The sequence below is a fragment of the Nostoc sp. genome, assembly GCF_036916575.1.
Lineage (GTDB): Bacteria > Cyanobacteriota > Cyanobacteriia > Cyanobacteriales > Nostocaceae > Nostoc.
Window position 1 is genome coordinate 17,984 of record NZ_JBALGC010000152.1, and the last position, 19,238, is coordinate 37,221.

Here is a 19,238-nt window from a genome sequence, read left to right on the forward strand (position 1 = left end):
GCATGAAAATACGTAAATCACATCGCTATTAATTATCTCTCATTGACTGCCTAGATATTTGAGCTTATCACAGTCTTCCTGACCTTTTAATCCCTTATTTAGTTCAGCAAAGGAAAGTTAGCCTCACATGAACTCCATTAAATCTACCGATAATCTTTCCCTCAATCAAACGTTAGTACTTGTAGTAGAAAGGGTGCAGCAATATCTCAGAGAATTTGCCACCAGTCAGGAGTTCATAGAAAAGATACGCTTGGCGTTTGGAGAGAGTTTTGAGGCAAAAGCTGCCTTCAGCTTGGCGCAGACTTGGCAAAATGAGGATTTTAGCGTCATCCCAACCATTGAACTCCTCTCTTGTGAACAGTTGCATGGGGCAAATGGAGCGTATGCGGCGGCGACGGAAAGGATTTATCTCTCAAAGGAATTTGTTAGGCAGCATCAGAATGATTTGACTGTAATAGCCAATCTTGTGCTAGAGGAGGTTGGACATAGGATTGATGGGCTGCTCAATACGGTAGATAGCGTGGGAGATGAAGGAGCAATTTTTACAGCGCTAGTACGGAGTTACAGTCTGGATACTGAGAGATTACGGGCTTTAAAAATAGAGGATGACCACGCGACGATTATAGTAAATGGGGAAGTAATTGCAGTTGAGCAAGATACAGAAACTTTAAGCTTCAGTCGTGCTAATTTCCAAGTTGGCGAAGATGGTAAAGCGTTTGTTCCAGTTACTATTACTTGCAGCGGGGGAGGTGATGGTAATGCTTCCGTTACCTTGTCTTTAGCTAATGGAACTGCTGCTGCTTCCCAAGATTATACTGCACAAACTTTCACGATCAACTTTAACTCTGGAGAAACGACTAAAACTGTAGACATTCCGATTATTAATGACACTGTTACAGAACCTAGCGAAACGATTAATCTGAGCCTGAGTAATCCTATCGGTAATGTCGTTCTTGGGACTCAAAAAACCGCTACACTGACTATTATTGATGACAATAGAGTCTGGGCTGGATATGCAGATGTGGTTTTAGACTACTTTGATAGTGGAACTGGCCCAATTCCAGGCCCCTATGGATTTATTGCTGATGGAAACACCACTCCAATTAATCTTGATGCAGCTTTAGGTGATGAACCCAGTTCAGGAGTTAATGCTGTAACTTTACCTACTGACTCTTTTATTACTCTAGGCTTTATTGATAAAACAATTGTTGATGGAGCAGGAAATGATATCTTTGTTAGGGAAGATGGAGCAGCAGGCGATCGCGCAAATATTTATGTAAGTTCTAATTTAACCGATTTTACCTTATTGGGCGTTGCTCAAGATGATATCACCACTGCTTTTGACTTAAGCAGTATTAACTATACTCAACCAGTACGAGCGATAAAAATTGTTGGATTAAATCTTGCAGGTGCAGTCCCCGGTTTTGATTTAGTAAATGTCCAAGTCTTAAATCGAGGTTCTGCAGCTGGAAAAATTTCTTTTGAATCAGACAATTTTAGTATCAATGAAAACGGGAATCCAGTTACTGAAGTAAAAGTCATTCGTACCGATGGCAGCTTTGGCGAAGTCAGTGCAACTATTAACCTAACTGATGGCACAGCAACTGCACCTTCTGACTACAATAATCCACCAATTACTGTTACCTTTGCTAATGGAGAAACCAGCAAAATCGTCACAGTTCCTATTGTCAATGACAATGCATTTGAACCTGACAAAACGATTAATTTAACTCTGACTAATCCTAATAATGAAGCTACTCTGGGAACACAAAAAACTGCTACTCTCACAATTATTAATGATGATGCTGGTGACTTAGGAACATTAGCTTTTAGCGCCCCTGAATTTAGTGTTCGAGAAGATGGAACACCGATTGCTGCTGTAACAGTTACTCGCACCAATGGAAGTGATGGAACTGTAAGTGCCACCATTAACCTCAAAGATGGCACAGCAAAAGCGCCAAGCGATTACAATAATGCTCCTATTATTATTAATTTTGCTGATGGAGAAACCAGTAAAACTGTCACCATTCCTATCGTTAATGACAATAACTTAGAACCAGATGAAAACCTCCAATTGTTTCTAAGTAACCCAACAGGAGGGGTCACTATTGACCAGCAAAATAGCGCAACGCTAACCATTGTCGATAAAAATGTTCCCTTAATTACAGGATTTCCTCAAGGAGCTTCTGGCAGTAATAAAGGGCAAACGACTATCGTTATTGCGGGGCAGAATTTTTCACCAACAGATCAAATTAGCTTAGTTGACTCCAATGGCACAGAAAAGGCTGCCAGTAAAGTTTATTGGGTAAATGGAACAGAAGCCTGGGCAACTTTTGACTTGCAGGAGTTAAGTACTGGAAAATATGATGTCAAAGTCAACGGTGAACTAAATAGCTTTGTTTCTAACGATTCTTTTACCGTAACCGATGGTTCACTAGGGAATATTCAAGTTCAGTTGAGTTATCCGGCTTTGGGTGTAGCGACACTCACCTATACCAATGTAGGACAAACGGATGTCATTGCTCCTCTGTTTAGAATATCGCCAACCAATGCCCAGGTAACATACCCGGAAGAAAATACCGTTAGTGCTAGCCTGCGTCAACTGCTGAATTTAAATTTGGGAACGAGTACCAATGGCCCAGCCGGAATTTTAGCTCCTGGTAAACAAGGGCAATTTTCCTTTAACTATACTCCTAGTGGTAATGGCTTAATTTCCTTTGCAGTTGAACAAGTTAAGCCTGATGAAGTCATTAATTGGGCAAACATTAAAGCCGAATCTCGCGCAGATTATAGTTTTATTGATGCTGCTGGTTGGGATACGCTGTGGAGTAATTTAACAGATATTTTCGGGCAAACCGCTGGACAGTTCCAAACTGTAATGGCGGAAAATGCTAATTATTTAAGTCAATTAGGAGAACAAACCAGTGATTTAACTCGGTTATTCGCCTTTGAATGGAGACAAGCAGCTAATACCCTCACCAATTTAGATTTACTCAGCACAACGGATGTAGTAGATGCTGCATCGGGGCTATCTTTAACCTTTAATCGCACCTTCTATCAATCTATTGCTGAACGCTACAATTTAGGCAGTTTAGGACGAGGTTGGGCTAGTCAGTGGGATTTACGCGCGACAACGGATAGCAAGGGAAATGTTGTTATTCGTAGTGTAGGGGATTTACAGCGTGTTTTTGAGAAACAAACTAATGGCACTTATACTGAATACGGTGGCGCAACTTTAACGATTACTAATGGTGAGTATCGCTTAAAGGAAGCTGATGGCATAGTTTCCCTGTTCGGTAATAATGGCAAACTCAGTTATGTTGAAGATCCCAACGGTAATCGGATTACGCTGGAATATACCAATAATCTTCTGACTAAATTGGTTCACACCAATGGCGACAGTTTAACCTTCGCTTATAATGCCCAAGGGCGGATTAGTCAGATTACTGACTCCACAGGACAAGTCAGCAGTTACAGTTATGATGCTTCTGGGGAAAATCTGCTATCTGTCACCACTCCCCAAGGAAAAACGACTTATACCTACGATACGGGTAATATCGCTGCGAAAAAATATTCTCTGTTGTCGGTAAAGTCAGATTTAGGTTATCAGCGCAGTTTTGAATATGATGACCAAGGTCGTTTGATTAAAGAGTTTAGCAACGGGGAAACCCAAACTCTGACCTACAGTTACGATACTACGGGCGGCGTAACAATTACTGATAGTACTGGAGCATCCCAAACAATCTTACTGGATGACCGGGGTAATGGGGGACAAATTCGCGGTGTTAACAACCAAAATCTGCTATTTAGCTACGATGCCAATGGGAATTTAATTGATGCAACTCTGCCAAATGGTGGTCAAACAGCTTATAGTTACGATGATTCAGGGAATTTAACCAACCAGACGAATTTACTCAATCAAGACGTTAAGTTTACCTACGATGCCAACTTTAATCAACTGACAGGTTTTACAGACCCCAAAGGTAATAAAGTTGGTTATAGCTATGATCCCAAGAGCAATCTGACTAAAATTACTTATGCTGATGGCAGTAGTCAAAAGTTTAGCGTGGATGCGGCTGGAAATATCACCAGTTATGTCAACCGTCGCGGTAACACCATTCAATATATTTACGACAAAGACGGACAGCTAACTCAAAAAAAATTCGCAGATGGTTCTAGTGTTACCTATAGCTATGACACTAAGGGAAATCTCACCAGCGTTACCGATGCAACGGGAAAGATTACCTTAGAGTATGATGCTGCTAATCAACTGACTTTGATTAGTTATCCTAATGGTCGTTCTCTGCAATATACCTACAATGCCGATGGTCAACGTACCAAGTTGGTGTCTCAAGATGGTTATACAGTTAACTATGGTTATGATGCTGTAGGACGCTTAACAAGCTTAACTGATGCCACAGGAGAAAGCATTATCACCTATGAATCTGATAATGTGGGTCGTTTAACTAAAGAAACCAACGGTAACGGCACTTATACCACCTACGAATATGACCAACAGAGTCAGTTAACTCGTTTAATCAACTACAAAGCGAATAATACAGTTAACTCCCGTTTTGAGTATGCCTACGATAATTTAGGTCGGCGTACCAGCATGACCACCCTGGAGGGAACTTTTGAATATGGTTATGATGCCACGGGTCAATTAACTTCTGTAGTTACGCCAGATAAGCGCACCATCCGCTATCAATATGATGCCGCAGGTAATCGCATTGCGGTGACAGATAACGGCACAGGAAAGAATTATACCAGCAATAACCTCAATCAATATACCAATGTAGGTAATGCAGTTTATACCTACGATACTGACGGGAATTTGATTAGCAAAACCGAAGGAGGAAAGACTTCAACCTATACTTATGATGTAGAAAATCGCCCAGTTAAAGTAGTCACGCCCGATGGAACTTGGGATTATCAATATGATGGGTTAGGAAACCGCGTTGCTACTGTTTTGAATGGTGAACGGACGGAATATTTACTTGATCCCCTTGGCTTAGGAGATGTTGTCGGGGAATATAATGGTAGTAATTTAGTTGCCAATTATACTCACGGCATTGGGTTAGTTAATCGGGTAAATGGCAGTAATATTAATTACTATGATGCGGATGTGATCGGGTCAACGGTAGGGTTAACGGGGACGGATGGCAGTTATATTAACCGCTACAGTTATTTACCTTTTGGGGAAGATTTAACCAAAGTTGAAGGTGTTGCTAACCCCTTTGAGTATGTAGGGCAATGGGGGGTGATGGATGAGGGTAATGGACTCGACTTCATGCGGGCAAGGTTTTATGACAGTAATTTAGGAAGGTTTACAGCGGTTGATCCCATTGGTTTAGTTGGTGGAGATACGAATTTATATCGGTATGTTAGTAATTTGCCAGTACAAGGTACAGATCCCAGAGGAACTATAGCAGCCTTACTGGTGCCTGCCGTAATTATTTCATCTGGGGCTTTTATAGGTGGTGCAGTAGGAGCAATTGTTGCTGCTGCAAAATATTACTTAACTACGCCAGCAAAAAATAGAAGCCTATCGGGAGCATGGAACGCTGCAAGTGAAGGATCTAAATCTGGAATAATCGATGGAGCAATTGTAGGAGTAGGTTTAGTAAATACTCCACTAAGTGTAGCTATTACTTTACTCACTGCTGATACTTTTTTAGATTTTATTCCTTTTGGTGATTCCATACCTTTTGAGATCGCTGGAGGATATCTCGTAGACTATATTGAAGAACATTTCCTTACTCCTCCCAAAACAGGCTACATAGGAGCATTGGAACTAACGTTAGCTCCACCCAAAACAGGCTACGTAGGAGCATTGGAATTAACGTTAGGTCAAAATAATCCTAGTGGCGGTACATGGAATGATCCGCACGTACAAACCCTTGACGGTTTAAACTACGACTTCCAATCTGTTGGAGAATTTACCCTCGTAAAATCCACTACTGATGACTTTGAAATCCAAACCAGACAACAACCTTGGTTTAGCAGTACCAGTGTCTCTACCAACACCGCAGCTGCAATCAAAATTGACGGTCAACGCATCGCTTTTTACGCCAACCAAGCCCAACCTCTCGTAATCAATGGTACTACTACTAACCTTGGTGATGGCGAACTCTACGCAGTCGGACAAAATCTAATTACACGAGAAGGCGATCGCTATAGTATTATTACCGCTAATAACGACTTAATCCAAATTAGCGATCGCGGTAACTTCCTCAACATTAACCTTGGTCTTGCTAATAACCGTCAAGGTAAAGTCGTTGGACTCTTAGGCAACTTTAACGAGAACCGCAATGATGACTTTGCCCTCCGTAACAAGACAGCAATTGGCGGTTCTATCTCCAATCAACAACTCTACGGCGACTATGCAGCCAATTGGCGCATTACTCAAGCAACTTCCCTTTTTGACTACGCTTCAGGACAGGATACCAATACCTTTACCGACCTCACCTTTCCCCGAAACATTGTCACAGCAGCCACCTTAACTCCTGAACAACGCGCCACAGCCGAACAAATCGCCAGAGATGCCGGGATTACTGACCCGGATGTGCTAGAAGATGTCATCCTTGATATTTTTATCACCAATGGCGACCCGCAATTTATCCAAGGAGCAATTACCCAACAGCGCCTAGAAACCGTCAGCGCCCCCAACACCCTAATCAACCCGGACGGTTTTGGAACTCAGAATTGGTTAACAGCAGGTGCAGTCATTCCCTATACCATCCGCTTTAGCAACAACACCGACCAAGGAACCACTGCCATTGCCCAAGTTAGCATCACTCAACAACTCGACTCAGACCTCGACCTCAATACTTTCACCCTCGATGACTTTGGGTTTGGGGAGATTACAGTAGATGTTTCCCTTGGTGTACAAAATTACAGTCAACGTCTTGACCTCCGTAGTACCAGAGATGTCTTTGTCGATGTCAATGCTGAACTAGACACAGCCACAGGTATCGTTACTTGGACATTCACCGCCATTGATCCAACCACTGGTAACGATGCTAACAGTGCAAATCAGGGCTTTTTACCTCCCAATGACCAAAACGGGGTAGGACGCGGTTTTATGGGCTACAGCATCCAACCTAAAGCCAATCCCACTAATAAAACTCGTGTTGATGCCCAAGCTACCATCACCTTTGACAGCCAAACTCCCATCCAAACCACTGCTGTCTTTAACACCCTAGATAGCGACATCCCCATAAGTAAAGTCAATGCTTTACCTGTCAACAGTAGCCCTAACTTCACCGTTTCTTGGACAGGTAGCGACACGGGTAGCGGCCTAGCCTCCTATGATATCTTCGTCTCCACCGATGGCGGTGAATTTATTCCTTGGCAAGTTAATACCACAGCCACTTCTGCTATTTACAACGGTGAAACACGACGTAATTATACTTTCTATAGCGTTGCTACCGATAACCTTGGTCGAAGAGAAGTTGTTCCCACTCAGCCAGATACGGTGACAACTACAACTACTCTACCTGTCAATAATGCACCAACAGTTCAGCAGGCAATTCTAGATCAAACTGTAACTGAAGACACAAACTTTACCTTTACCATCCCAGACAACACCTTCAGTGATGTAGACGCAAGTGATATGCTTACCTACTCCGCAACTTTAGAAAATGGTAATCCATTACCAAACTGGTTAACCTTTGATGCTGCAACCCGCACCTTTAATGGTACAGCTACTAACAGTGAAGTTGGTAGTGTAAATATCACAGTCAGCGCCATAGATACATCAGATGCAACGGCGACTGACAATTTTACCCTGACAGTCAATAATACCAACGATGCGCCGACATTAGATAATGCGATCGCCGACCAAATAGCTAAAGAAGACACAGCCTTCAGCTTTACTTTTGATGGCAACACCTTCAGCGATATCGATACAGGTGACAGCCTTAGTTACTCAGCAACTCTAAAAGACGGCAGTAAATTACCTAGCTGGCTGAAATTTGATCCTGTGACTCGCACCTTCAGTGGTACACCAGCTAAGACGAATGTTAGGAATCTGACAATTGAAGTACGAGCTACTGATAATAATAGTGTAAGTGCCACTAACACATTTTCACTAGCTGTAGAATCCAATAACGGCTCATCTACCTTTAAGCTTTCAAAAATTGCTGATGATATCTTTAACATCTCTAATAGCAGTGACAAATCAAAACTTCAAGTCACACTCACAACACAAAGTTCTAATCTTGTCAATGAACTAGGAGTGTTTACCGTTGACGATGCTCAAGGTAGAATCCAAGGTATTGCTCCAGGCGCAGCAGGTTACGCCGAAGCAGCTTTAGATCGAGCTAAGGTAATTTTCTCTGCTATTACCAATTTCCCCAATGGTTTTAAGACCAACGCTCTGACACATCTGCTAGAATTTAATTCTGGTGAGAACCTGAGATTTTATCTGGTGAAGAATAGCTCAACTGATGCTGTACGGGCTGGAGTCACTCCTACCACAGACATACTATTTTCTGATTCATTAAGACAAAAAATTACAGACTTGGGCATCGACGGTTTTTCTCTGGCTTGGAAAGATGGATCTGGTAATAGCAATACTGATTTCCAGAATCTAGTGGTAAAGGTTAAGCCTACAAATGATTCATTACCTCTAGGCACAAATTTGCAAGGAAAGCCTGAGAGCGAAGTCATCGATTTACGGGGTGTTACAAGTCAAGTAAAAGCTGACTTTACGGTGAATCGAGAAGCAGCTTTCAACAATTTCATCGGTTTCTATCTTGTGGCTGATGAGAATGGTGGCATTGACACTAATGGAGATGGCAAAGCAGATATCCTCACTGGGCAAGCTGGTTATACTGAAGCAGCAGTTCGTGGGCGTGTTACAGGTATTGACCTGACAGTTAATAACCAAGGTACGGCAACTTACACTGGAACTTTTCAACCTGGTTCTATCTTTGCACCATTTATTATTGCTAATGGTGGACTTGATGGTTTACTTGATAGCAATTCAAATAATGATCCGGCAGTTTACTTCCCATTCTTGAGAGCTAACACTGACAAAGTAGATCATATTCGCTTATTAGGAAATAACATTTTTGGCTTTGAGGATTTACCAAGTGGTGGTGATAACGATTTCAACGATGTTATTGTGGGAGTTAATTTGAGTATCGCCTAGTATATTAGGACTTACGCATTCGTGACGAAAAACCAAGCTTTTGCGATTACTTCGCTTCTCTTCTCCTTCGGAGACGCTAACGCGAACGAGACGCTAACGCGAACGCTCGTAATGACGTAAAATCGTAGTCTATGCGTAAGTCCTATACAAAGTGTTTTACATTTTTCAACACCAAGTTTGCACAACATGACCTTTCAGTTGTTGTCCTAACCAAGGTGTATTTTGTGAAAGTGTATAAAGACTTTTGCGTTCGACTTTCCAGGTTTGCTGGGGATCAAATAAGGTAAGTTCCGCTGGTTGATCAGGTATGATCGCACTGACTTTCTGCCTCAAACACTTCGCTGGACTGGTACTCAATGCCCGCCATAATTCTAAAGCTGTAAATTCCCCAGTTTCAACGAGATATTGCCACAACAAAGGTAATGCTAACTCTAAACCAATTGCCCCGCCCGGTGCTTCGGCAAAAGCTTGGACTTTTTCTTCGTAGCTGTAGGGTGTGTGGTCAATAGCGATCGCATCTATCACACCCGCACGTACCCCTGCACGCAACGCCGCCATATCACGAGGATTACCTAAAGGCGGGTCTAAATGCAAGCTGGTGTTATAACTGTTTACAGCTTTTGTATCAACTAAAAGGTGCATCCAGGTGGTGCTGGCGGTGATGGGTAAACCAGCAGCCTTGGCTGAGGCGATTAATTCCACGCTGCGAGATGTAGAGACACGCATGATATGGACTGGTGTGCCTATGGTTGCAACCAATTCTAATAAAGCTGCGATCGCAGTAGTTTCAGCGCTGGCGGGTATTGGGGGTAAACCGAAACGCAGAGCATCTGGCCCTTCTCTCATTACACCATTTGCTGCTAATTGGCGATCGCTAGGCCAAAATGCTACTGGTTTACCTAACGGCTGGAGATATTCTAACACTCCCCGCACCAACGCCAAATTTTCTAAGGGCTTACCATCCGTAAAACCAACAACTCCAGCAGACGCTAAATCTGCCAATTCCGTCATTTGCTTTCCAGCAACATCTAGGGTAATAGCACCCCAGATATGAAGCAGTGGAGCAGGGGAGCAGGGGAGCAGGGGAGAATGAGAATGCAAACTCTCCTCTGCCCCTCTGCCCCTCTGCCCCTCTGCCCTCCTCTGCTGCAACTGTGCCACAAGCGCAGGGTTATCAATAACAGGGGATGTATCGGGTAAAATGTTAATTCTAGTAAAGCCGCCAGCAGCAGCAGCTTGCAACAGAGACAACAGGGTTTCCCGTTCTTCAAACCCTGGTTCACCAGAGTGGCTGTACAAATCCACTAACCCAGTCCCGAGAACTAATCCCTGACAATCTCTGATTTGAGTATTGGAACTGATATCAGAAATGCGCGAAGCCACTGCTTGAATATAACCATCAGCAATCAGCACATCAAAGAGTCCGTCGATTTCAGAAACTGGGTCAATCACCCGTACTTGTTGCAGCAGTTCAGTCATAAAAGTTTTTAGTTAGGAACGGAGCCGGAGACGCTCCTAACTCCTAACTTTATTACAATGCCCCCGCTGCTGTTTTATCTAGTACACCTCCACCCAAGTGAGTGGTGATGTTCATCGCTTGCAATACTGGTAAACCATCGATTCCAGAAGGGTAATCAATAACACTGACTGCACCATTACCCTGGCGAAAATTCCAGAAATTTTCCAGCGGTAAACCCAGAATATGACAAAGCAATGTTTTGTTAGTAGCGTCATGAGCTACTACTAATACAGTTTTGAATTGATTGGCTGATGCGGCTTGCAAAATTGATTGCCAAGCTGCAATGCTACGCTCCGACACTTGTTGCAAATTTTCCCCTTCAGGCATTTGCACTTGGGCCGGTATTATCCGCCAGCGCTGCAATTCTCCCGGAAACTCTAGCTCTATCTCTGTTTCTAATTTTCCTTCCCAGAGTCCGTGACTGATTTCTCTTAAACCATCTTGCAATTCTAACTTGACATTAGGATGGTGTTTTAAGATAATCTCTGCGGTTTCTTTAGGGCGCAGCATTGTGCTACTTACGGCAAAATCAATCGCTACCTGTTGGAGAAATTCGCCTGCTTTTTGCGACTGTTGTCTACCGTTGTCGTTGAGAGGGATATCAATTTGCCCTTGAAACCTGGTTTGGCGATTCCATTCGGTTTCACCGTGACGCACCAATAATAACCGTATTCCTTGATCATCTGGTCGCAATGAGGGTAGAGTTTCTCCGGTGTGTTGCGTCTGATTTAAAGATTCTAGCTGGACTGGTTCGCCCAATCCTCTAGCAAAATTTAGTACGGTGATGCCACAGTTAGATTGTTGGATTGAATGGTAGCGACTTGAAGAGATTCCCAGCGCTGTGCTAATCAGGGCACGATTAATACCGTTATGTCCCACTACAAGAATAGTTTCGCCTTGATGGTGAGACAAAGTTTCTTGCCAAAACTGCCGTGCTTGTTCGTATAAAGCAAGAACGGGAAAATGTTCTCTTGTTCCCTCTGTATCATTAAGCAGCATCCGCAGTTCGTCGGGGCGTTGGTGCCAAATACGGTAGTCTTCGGCAAACTTCTGCTTGACTTGAGCAGTCAGTAATCCTTCCCATAAAGGCAGGTCAATTTCCAGTAGCAAATCAGAAACTTGGAGTACAGCAGATTGTTCAGAATGAGTAACTAACTCACTATAAATAATATCTGCTGTGTGTTTCGCTCGTTGCAAGGGACTACTGTAAATCGCATTAAATACAATATTACTGAGGGCTTTGCTTACTTTACTGACATCGTTACGACCTTTTTCAGTTAATGTTGACGCATCAGTGCGCCCTTGGATACGTCGCTCGGTGTTATAACTACTTTGACCGTGGCGCACAATGATGACACGAGTCATCTCAAAGCCCTCCTGTATCTAGACGATCAATTCTACTGCAAAATGATCGCATAATTATTGACTCAGGAACGCCGATTGAGTTAGGTGCGAAACTTTATTCTCGTAGGAGAAGCAAGATGAGCAGCAAAAACCGCCGTTGTGTTAACAATATTTCCTAATAAAAGTGTTTTGATTCAAGTATAAATATTCGCTCTAATACCATTGGTGCCCGTAGAGCATGGTCTATTTACCTGAAAATAGCTGTAAGTTGATACTAATTCACCTACCTATGTATCTGTATCACTCAGATATTGCACCTATTCCCACAACCGCCTCAGAATGAATTCCGAGGCTAATAGCTAAAGTCTTCTTTAGAAGACTAAGTTAGGTTTTAACCCATTTCAGTGGAGTTAAGCTATTAGCCAAGAAATAAATTTCTTAGCGGGAGATGGAGCAGGTGCAAGATTTTAGTATCAAATATTTCGTGAAATGGTATAACTCTAGCTTTGTTTCATTCTAAAGTGCGCCCTGCACATGGACTGTTGATGATAAGGCATCTACACTCAAAACTATAGCGTCAACCTTTATACATGATTATTGTCTTTTTATATCTAACTGTACTTGCAATCCATCATTATCATTCCCAGACTCAGCCGGTGCTAATAAAACAGAAGTGTCTGGCTGTGATAATGATTCGTTAAAGCGGATTTGGCCTGGAGTTTTATTGCTTGTTCTATTATTGTTGGAGATGTTTGTTGGATTAGTTCGCTCAAAAAAGCTTCCAAAGTCATTTTTGGCTGTTCTCTGATCAATTCCAACTAGAGAATCACCAGTTAATCTATATTGTTCTCGATTTGAGATTGATGCTGGTGACTGTGCGTATACTGGGCTTCCTAAGCTTGCAAAGGCTGCCGTAATTCCCAACAAAGCAATAATTTTGGTGTGCATTTGTTTTTTCCAAATTATCTTTAATATTGCTTGTCTTTATTTTCTAGGCAAATTCTTTTAATTAACTCTATCTTAGGTTCTATTACAATAATTGTATTGTATATATACTTAGGTCGTCAATGATTCCTGCTGAGTACAAACTTACTTCCGCTGTCTTTGTATTGCTTAGATTTGTACAAATTGAACAGTAAGGTTATCTAGTTCAGTTTCCAAGCGATCGCCATTAAGTTCGTTGAGATATGCCAGCATTAAATTAGGGATGTTATCAGGTAAATCAACGGCATTCCCTTCTTTAGTGGCAATGATTGTCTGATGACAAACTGCAACTCTACCAAACGATTTGCGTAGCTTGCTTCTATGCAAGAGTAAGCATCTACAGGGATAATCCGGTATCGCCACAAGACTGAAAAATGCGATTATAACCAGTGCTATCCTAAGAAATATTACAGCTATTTTCAGATAAATAGACCACACGGTAGGGAACATTGCTGTGCCCTTACGACAGATGTGGTTCAAATACATGAAAACTACTGTAAGAATTAACAATTACCTGGACAAATGAGTATCATCGTCAATGTTTCTGAAGTCACTTAGGACTTACGCAACGCCCATATTGTCATTGCGACCGAAACGGAGTGTATGGAAGCAATAAGAGCGTCAGAGGGGATTACTTCTCTACGAGACGCTCCGCGAACGCTATCGCTTGTAATGACGAAATTACGTTATTTTTGCGTAAGTCCTGTAACTGCCAAGTTTTCTGAATTGCTAAGTCAGGTATAACTTGGTGAAGAGGTCGTGATTGCCCAAAAGGAGATTCCAGTTGCACGCCTAGTCGTCACAAATAGCGCCTCACCTCAAATTCCAGGATTAGACAAAGGTAAAATTATCATTACACCAGATTTTAACGAGAACTTCTATTGCCTCTCCACTTTCAAGTCCTGCAATTATAGCGCTTTTCGTACCCTGCGGGAAGTCGCTACGCATCTATGTATGCAATACACTTTCACCTCTCTCCAAACCTCTCTCCTAAACAAAAGTATCAAATAAGACTTTCATCAAACTATTTGATCCTGAATGCGTTCTTCTGTCAACTCATCTATAAAGGTACTAATATCGAATGGCACTAAGAAAAGCTCTAAGCTATACGGAATAAGGGCTACAGCTTTGAAAGTTATTGAACAGTGAAGGAGGAGTCAGGCGGTCGTCCTTGATACAGTGTCATGGAAGCGATCACTTCCACTGTAGTTTGCGATCGCACCTTTTTTGTCCGATCTCACCAAATCGCGTTGCTCCCCTTTCGTCCTCACGCGACAGTGAGCACGAGCTTGCTTTGGATGTGCCCACGGGCGGCTCGTTCGTGCGCCTTTCGAGCATCCGCAAGCAAAAACGTGCTGTCGATGGCAACGCGAACCGTACCCACGTCGAGCAAACGTCCAAGTTCCGCGAGTTGCGGGCCGTTCGAGCGCACTTGGGTCATCGAGACCGTGACGCCCAGCCTCGCGGCCTCCTCGGGGTCGGAGAAGCCCAAGAACATTGGGAACAACGCGCCGCCACGCTTGAGCGTGCGCAAGAAACGACCAGTGGTAGGACCGCCGAGGGTGTCGAGGACGAGATCAACGTCATGCGCGACTTCTTCGGGAGGTTTTTTCTTGTAATCGATGAATTCGTCGGCGCCGAGTTCGCGCAGGAACGACTCATGCGCGCCCGATGCCACCGCGATGACGTGCGCACCCTTCCATTTTGCCAGCTGCACCGCGAAGTGTCCCACACCGCCTGCGGCACCGTTGATGAGCACCGTCTTGCCGTTGAGCGGCACCGGGCGATGCCTCTTTGCTTGAAGCGGGTTCGGATGATCATGTCCGAGCTCGATCAGGAACTGCCAGGCGGTGAGTCCTGACATCGGCACCCCTGCGGCGTGCACGTGATCAATGCCAGCCGACTTGCGTGCGAGGTCTGATGCAGGCGCGGCGACATACTCGGCATAAGCAGCGCTCTCCCCGTAGCTAGGAAAGCGAACCATGCCGAAAACTTCATCGCCGACGGAGAAGCCCTGCACATCCGCGGCGACGGCCTGGACGATGCCCGAGACGTCCGATCCTGGGATGACGGGCAAGGACACCGCCGGCCGCCACTCAGGCGGCAAGTTCTTGTTCCCGTCGCGCAGGTACCAGTCGGGGGGATTGATGCCCACCGCCCAAACGCGAACGAGCACCTCACCCGGCTTCAGCTCGGGAAGCGGCGCCTCCTCGTAACGCAGCACCTCAGGACCACCGAACTCATGCAGCCGAACCGCGTTCATCATGTTTGTCGGCATCGCTTTCTCCTTTCACCGTAAATAAGTTATCTTTATTGGAGCGGTACTCCGAATGTTCCGAGTATATGGAGCAACGCTCCGATTGTCAAGCTAGATATATGCGAGCCGACGCCAGGAAAAACTACGACCACCTACTCGCAGTCGCGCGCGCCGTCATAACCGAGCAAGGCGCCGACGCATCGCTGCGCGACGTCGCCCGCAGAACTGGTGTCGGGCTCGGCACGCTGTACCGTCACTTCCCGACGCGAGAGGCGTTGCTCGATGCCTTGCTCCGCGCAAGCTTTGATGAACTGACGGCAAAGGCAGGCGAACTCGAAACTTCGAGTTCACCCGACGACGCTCTCGTGTCGTGGCTACGCGAAGCCGCCGCGGTCGCACACAACTATCGCGGCGTTGTGGCTTCGATGATGGCTGCCATCGCGGACCCGAATTCCGCACTCCATGCTTCGTGCGTTACGATGCGTGCGGCAGGCACGCGGCTTCTCGCCCGCGCTCAAGCCGAGGGCATGGCGCGGACTGACATCGATGGCGCTGACCTGTTCGCGCTGGTCGGGGCGCTCGCGTGGCTCAGCGATCAACCCTCGCTCGCGCCACGCGCCAATCATCTCTTCGGTATTATCGCGAGTGCGATCCTGACGAATCGAGCGAGCAGCGATGTCAGGGGCAACTGATAGCCCCGTTTACTGTCGTTCGCACAGCGTCTCCGATAGGAGAAGGAGCCTGTAATCGGGTTGTATTTAAAATTTGGCTGGAAACTTGTCTAATTCCGATGCTCAAACCGATGCCGAATTATCTTAGCTGGATTACCAACTACAATTGCGTAGGCAGGAATATCGGAAGCAACAACAGCCTGTGCACACACAACTGCACCATTGCAAATTTTCACCCCTGACAAAATCGTTGCTCCCTGCCCAACCCAAACATCATGACTAATAATCGTTGTCCCCTTAGCAGCTGCATCGGTGAAACGTTCTTCTCTTGAAGCTTCTACAGATAACCACTTGAAAGGAAATGTCGTTACTCTTGTCATAATGTGGTTTCCTCCACCAAAAATAACGATATCCGTAAGCCAGAGAACAAAACTTGCCGATCTCAATCCGGTCTATCGGGGTAAATATTGCTAAACTGATGTGCTGATCAAAGTAAGTGTAATCTCCAACATTGATACACGGGTCTTGAATATGAGCTTTTAGCCAAATGGTAGGGTTAGCGCGTCTCAAACCCTATTGACGAGGGGACTTGTTTGAACTAAATACTGTACTACCTGATTGGGGTATCACGGCACAAATCGCATTTCAAACAATATTTCCACGGCTTCCTTTTGTGTTCTTTTTTACTCAACATTGAACGAGTGCGTCCAATTGCACTTAGTCATGGAATTAACATTCGCTTTTTCCAGGTGCAAGATGTGATCTGAGCGACGCAACCCTTGCACACAAACACATTTATAACTTATGATGACTCTGCATAGTTCAGTGCCACACCGTGGGTGTGTATGGTGACGCTGGAGGGCGCGGGCGCGGGTGCCGATACCGAAATGTCTGAACCGTCCTGCCACGTAGTGTTGTTCATAATGGAGGACTTATGAAAGTCGGCTTCAAAGATGAGTCGTTCGCCTTCGAGTTCGTTCGCAATCTTGGCTTCATGTACTATGGTGGCGCTGATCTCGGTGAGATGGTCGCCACGGCCGGCCAGATCGCGGAAGGTGACTTCGAGAGCTGGTACACGGAGTGGGATAAGCGCGCTCGCCGGGTTTTGTCGCGTGCGGACTCGGCGCGAGGCGCGAGGCATCTGGTGAGTGCGCGAGAGGCATACTTGAGAGCGTCCACCTACTTCCGGATGGCCGACTTCTACCTTCACGGAAACCCGGAAGACCCGCGCATCCTATCGGCGTCGAAGGCCTCGGAGGAGGCGTATGCTAAAGCCGCAGAGCTTACTGGTTCCACATGGGAACCCGTGCAGATACCCTATGAAGGGACCACACTGCCGGGATACTTCTACAAGGTGGACGACTCAGGCAAGCCCCGTCCCACAATCGTCTTCCACGGTGGGTTCGACTCGAGCCGCGAGGAACTGTTCTACTTTGGAGGCGCTCCCGCCACGCGGCGTGGCTACAATTGCTTAACCTTTGATGGACCAGGGCAGGGTATGCCGATCCGAGAGGGAAAGCTCCCGTTCCGTTACGACTGGGAGAAGGTCGTGACCCCCGCGGTCGACTACGCCCTGACTCGGCCGGAGGTGGACGGGGACAAGCTCGTCCTCTTGGGCATGAGCCTCGGCGGCTACTTAGCTGCTCGCGCCGCCGCCTTCGAGCACAGGTTCAAAGCGGCGATCTTTTACGACGGTGTCTACGATTTCGGCGAAAGTACGCGCGCCTCACTGCCAAAGGACGCCATCAGTGCTCTTGACACCGGCGACAAAAATCGGTTTGAAAAAATCATCGACGAAGCGATGAAGAACAATACCGCCCTACGCTGGAGTGTGACGCAGGGTAATTGGTCTTTCGGTGTTTCAAGCTTTGCTGACTTCGTGGCATTGACGGCGAAATACACGATGAACGGCCTCGCGGATCAAATCCAGTGTCCTTGCCTCGTCATGGAGGCGGAGGCAGACATGTTCTTCCGCGGTCAACCACAGCAAATCTACGATGCCTTGCAGGTTCCGAAGCAACTTGCACGTTTTACAAGTGAAGATGGAGCAGAGAATCACTGCCAATCTGGCGCTCTGGCTTACAAAGACCAGGTTGTATTCGACTGGTTGGACGAAACACTCAAGCTCTGAGTAAGTAGTCACTTCATCGTCTATGAGCGAATGGAACTAAGAAAAGCCGAAACCCTTGTGGTTTAAGCAGCTTGCTCTCATATTTCGTAATTCATGCCGGGGTTTGGTCATCAAAGGGTAAATTTTGGGACGCCGTTTACAGACTCGTGGTTCGCTGCGACCTGGGCGTTGAGAAACAGCCTTGTGAGCAATAACTTTAAGTAAAGTAGAATAAATTTGAAGACGTTGCTTTGAAGTTGCGGCTAACAATTCAGGAATAAAGTTATTTAAATGATGGCGAGTACTTTGTAAAGATGCGATCGCCACCAAGGTTAAACCAGGTAATTCCGCCATAATCTTCTTGATATCGTCTGGCGTATTGGGTGGCTAATTCAGTTTTGCCTACGCCTCCCATTCCGGCTATTGCTACATAGTCTTTGCGCTGCAAGTCTTCATGCAGCATTGCCAATTCCGTTTCTCGCCCGACGAAATGAACAGAACCGCGATAGGGGATGTATTTTGTCGGAATTAGCTGTTTCTGCCCGTTAATAATTTGAGTGCCAATATAAGCTTGACCACCAAGGGCGACGTAAGCACCAATTTTTTCGGCGGACTTCCCGGAATCTTCTGGCATACATAGTTAAATCTTGCTATTCACGAGAACTGAAAAACCTCTCTCCGAAACGGAGAGAGGCTTTGAATCTTACTCCCCTTCCCTTGTAGAGAAGGGGCTGGGGGTTAGGTCACACGCTAACTTTTCCTAATAATTTAGGGCGCAGCCCAAGGTAGAGAAGGGTCAAAAGTTACTCATGTTTTAATTTTGGGCTTTCTGGCTGTTTTGAATGGTAAGTTTATTTCCGCCGACCTGTACTAGTTAAATTTGGCAATTAAGTTAAAAAATTGAGATTTATCTGAGTATTTCAGGTTTTAGATGTCCCAGCCTTGCTTTTTAAACTCATTGCGTCTTATATCTAAGCTTTTTTTCTTAAAATCACGATTTTTTTGTTAAAGTCATGATTTTTTTCTTAAAGTCACGATTTTTTTGTTAAAGTCATGATTTTTTTCTTAAAGTCACGATTTTTTTGTTAAAGTCATGATTTTTTTCTTAAAGTCATGATTTTTTTGTTACTAAACCTCATCTATGTTGAGAACCATAGTTTTTGCCCTCACCCTAAATCCCTCTCCCAAGTAGGGAG

Annotated in this window: 11 protein-coding genes; 3 read left to right on the plus strand and 8 right to left on the minus strand. The window is 45.1% G+C overall.

What is annotated here, in order from left to right; translation table 11 throughout:
* Positions 1–127 precede the first annotated feature (127 nt).
* Positions 128–9,157 carry a Calx-beta domain-containing protein gene (locus V7L29_RS34190; protein WP_334738269.1) on the plus strand — a complete coding sequence of 3,010 codons (9,030 nt, stop codon included), beginning with the start codon at positions 128–130 and terminating at the stop codon, positions 9,155–9,157.
* A gap of 165 nt (positions 9,158–9,322) precedes the next feature.
* Here the strand turns inward: V7L29_RS34190 and V7L29_RS34195 are convergent, their stop codons facing one another.
* The 5 genes from V7L29_RS34195 to V7L29_RS34215 all read right to left on the minus strand — a co-directional run bounded on the left by V7L29_RS34195 (position 9,323) and on the right by V7L29_RS34215 (position 15,282).
* Entirely contained in the window at positions 9,323–10,636 is a 1,314-nt protein-coding gene (locus tag V7L29_RS34195) for a dihydroorotase (RefSeq protein WP_334738270.1), read from the minus strand.
* Between the two features lie 52 nt (positions 10,637–10,688).
* Entirely contained in the window at positions 10,689–12,041 is a 1,353-nt protein-coding gene (locus tag V7L29_RS34200; protein WP_334738271.1) for a histidine phosphatase family protein, read from the minus strand.
* A 573-nt stretch (positions 12,042–12,614) separates the two neighbouring features.
* On the minus strand, positions 12,615–12,968 hold the full coding sequence (locus V7L29_RS34205) for a hypothetical protein (RefSeq protein WP_334738272.1): 354 nt from the start codon (positions 12,966–12,968) through the stop codon (positions 12,615–12,617).
* Positions 12,969–13,133: 165 nt separating this feature from the next.
* Positions 13,134–13,331 (minus strand): hypothetical protein, encoded by a 198-nt coding sequence (locus V7L29_RS34210; RefSeq protein WP_334738273.1) that lies wholly within the window; start codon positions 13,329–13,331, stop codon positions 13,134–13,136.
* Between the two features lie 940 nt (positions 13,332–14,271).
* Positions 14,272–15,282 (minus strand): NADP-dependent oxidoreductase, encoded by a 1,011-nt coding sequence (locus V7L29_RS34215; protein ID WP_334738274.1) that lies wholly within the window; start codon positions 15,280–15,282, stop codon positions 14,272–14,274.
* 98 nt (positions 15,283–15,380) lie between these two features.
* On the opposite strand from V7L29_RS34215, the gene V7L29_RS34220 reads away from it, so the two are divergent.
* Positions 15,381–15,953, plus strand: coding sequence for a TetR/AcrR family transcriptional regulator (locus V7L29_RS34220; RefSeq protein WP_334738275.1), 573 nt, complete (start codon positions 15,381–15,383; stop codon positions 15,951–15,953).
* 89 nt (positions 15,954–16,042) lie between these two features.
* On the opposite strand, the gene V7L29_RS34225 is transcribed toward V7L29_RS34220, so the two are convergent.
* The gene (locus tag V7L29_RS34225) at positions 16,043–16,312 is read right to left on the minus strand and encodes a hypothetical protein (protein WP_334738296.1); all 270 of its coding nucleotides are present in this window, start codon (positions 16,310–16,312) and stop codon (positions 16,043–16,045) included.
* A 554-nt stretch (positions 16,313–16,866) separates the two neighbouring features.
* Between V7L29_RS34225 and V7L29_RS34230 the strand changes: the two genes are divergently transcribed.
* On the plus strand, positions 16,867–18,063 hold the full coding sequence (locus tag V7L29_RS34230; RefSeq protein WP_334738276.1) for an alpha/beta hydrolase family protein: 1,197 nt from the start codon (positions 16,867–16,869) through the stop codon (positions 18,061–18,063).
* Between the two features lie 36 nt (positions 18,064–18,099).
* On the opposite strand, the gene V7L29_RS34235 is transcribed toward V7L29_RS34230, so the two are convergent.
* Both V7L29_RS34235 and V7L29_RS34240 read right to left on the minus strand, forming a co-directional pair.
* Positions 18,100–18,396 carry a hypothetical protein gene (locus V7L29_RS34235; RefSeq protein WP_334738297.1) on the minus strand — a complete coding sequence of 99 codons (297 nt, stop codon included), beginning with the start codon at positions 18,394–18,396 and terminating at the stop codon, positions 18,100–18,102.
* Positions 18,326–18,676, minus strand: a complete 351-nt coding sequence (locus V7L29_RS34240) for an ATP-binding protein (protein ID WP_334738277.1) — start codon at positions 18,674–18,676, stop codon at positions 18,326–18,328. Before V7L29_RS34240 ends, V7L29_RS34235 begins: the two co-directional genes overlap by 71 nt.
* Between the last annotated feature and the right edge of the window lie 562 nt (positions 18,677–19,238).

Excerpts from the sequence above, each read along its gene's own strand:
- V7L29_RS34220 (WP_334738275.1), top strand. The coding sequence starts at position 15,381 with ATGCGAGCCGACGCCAGGAAAAACTACGACCACCTACTCGCAGTCGCG.
- V7L29_RS34235 (WP_334738297.1), bottom strand. The coding sequence starts at position 18,396 with ATGGCGGAATTACCTGGTTTAACCTTGGTGGCGATCGCATCTTTACAA.
- V7L29_RS34230 (WP_334738276.1), top strand. The coding sequence starts at position 16,867 with ATGAAAGTCGGCTTCAAAGATGAGTCGTTCGCCTTCGAGTTCGTTCGC.
- V7L29_RS34200 (WP_334738271.1), bottom strand. The coding sequence starts at position 12,041 with ATGACTCGTGTCATCATTGTGCGCCACGGTCAAAGTAGTTATAACACC.
- V7L29_RS34205 (WP_334738272.1), bottom strand. The coding sequence starts at position 12,968 with ATGCACACCAAAATTATTGCTTTGTTGGGAATTACGGCAGCCTTTGCA.
- V7L29_RS34195 (WP_334738270.1), bottom strand. The coding sequence starts at position 10,636 with ATGACTGAACTGCTGCAACAAGTACGGGTGATTGACCCAGTTTCTGAA.
- V7L29_RS34225 (WP_334738296.1), bottom strand. The coding sequence starts at position 16,312 with ATGACAAGAGTAACGACATTTCCTTTCAAGTGGTTATCTGTAGAAGCT.
- V7L29_RS34215 (WP_334738274.1), bottom strand. The coding sequence starts at position 15,282 with ATGCCGACAAACATGATGAACGCGGTTCGGCTGCATGAGTTCGGTGGT.
- V7L29_RS34190 (WP_334738269.1), top strand. The coding sequence starts at position 128 with ATGAACTCCATTAAATCTACCGATAATCTTTCCCTCAATCAAACGTTA.
- V7L29_RS34240 (WP_334738277.1), bottom strand. The coding sequence starts at position 18,676 with ATGCCAGAAGATTCCGGGAAGTCCGCCGAAAAAATTGGTGCTTACGTC.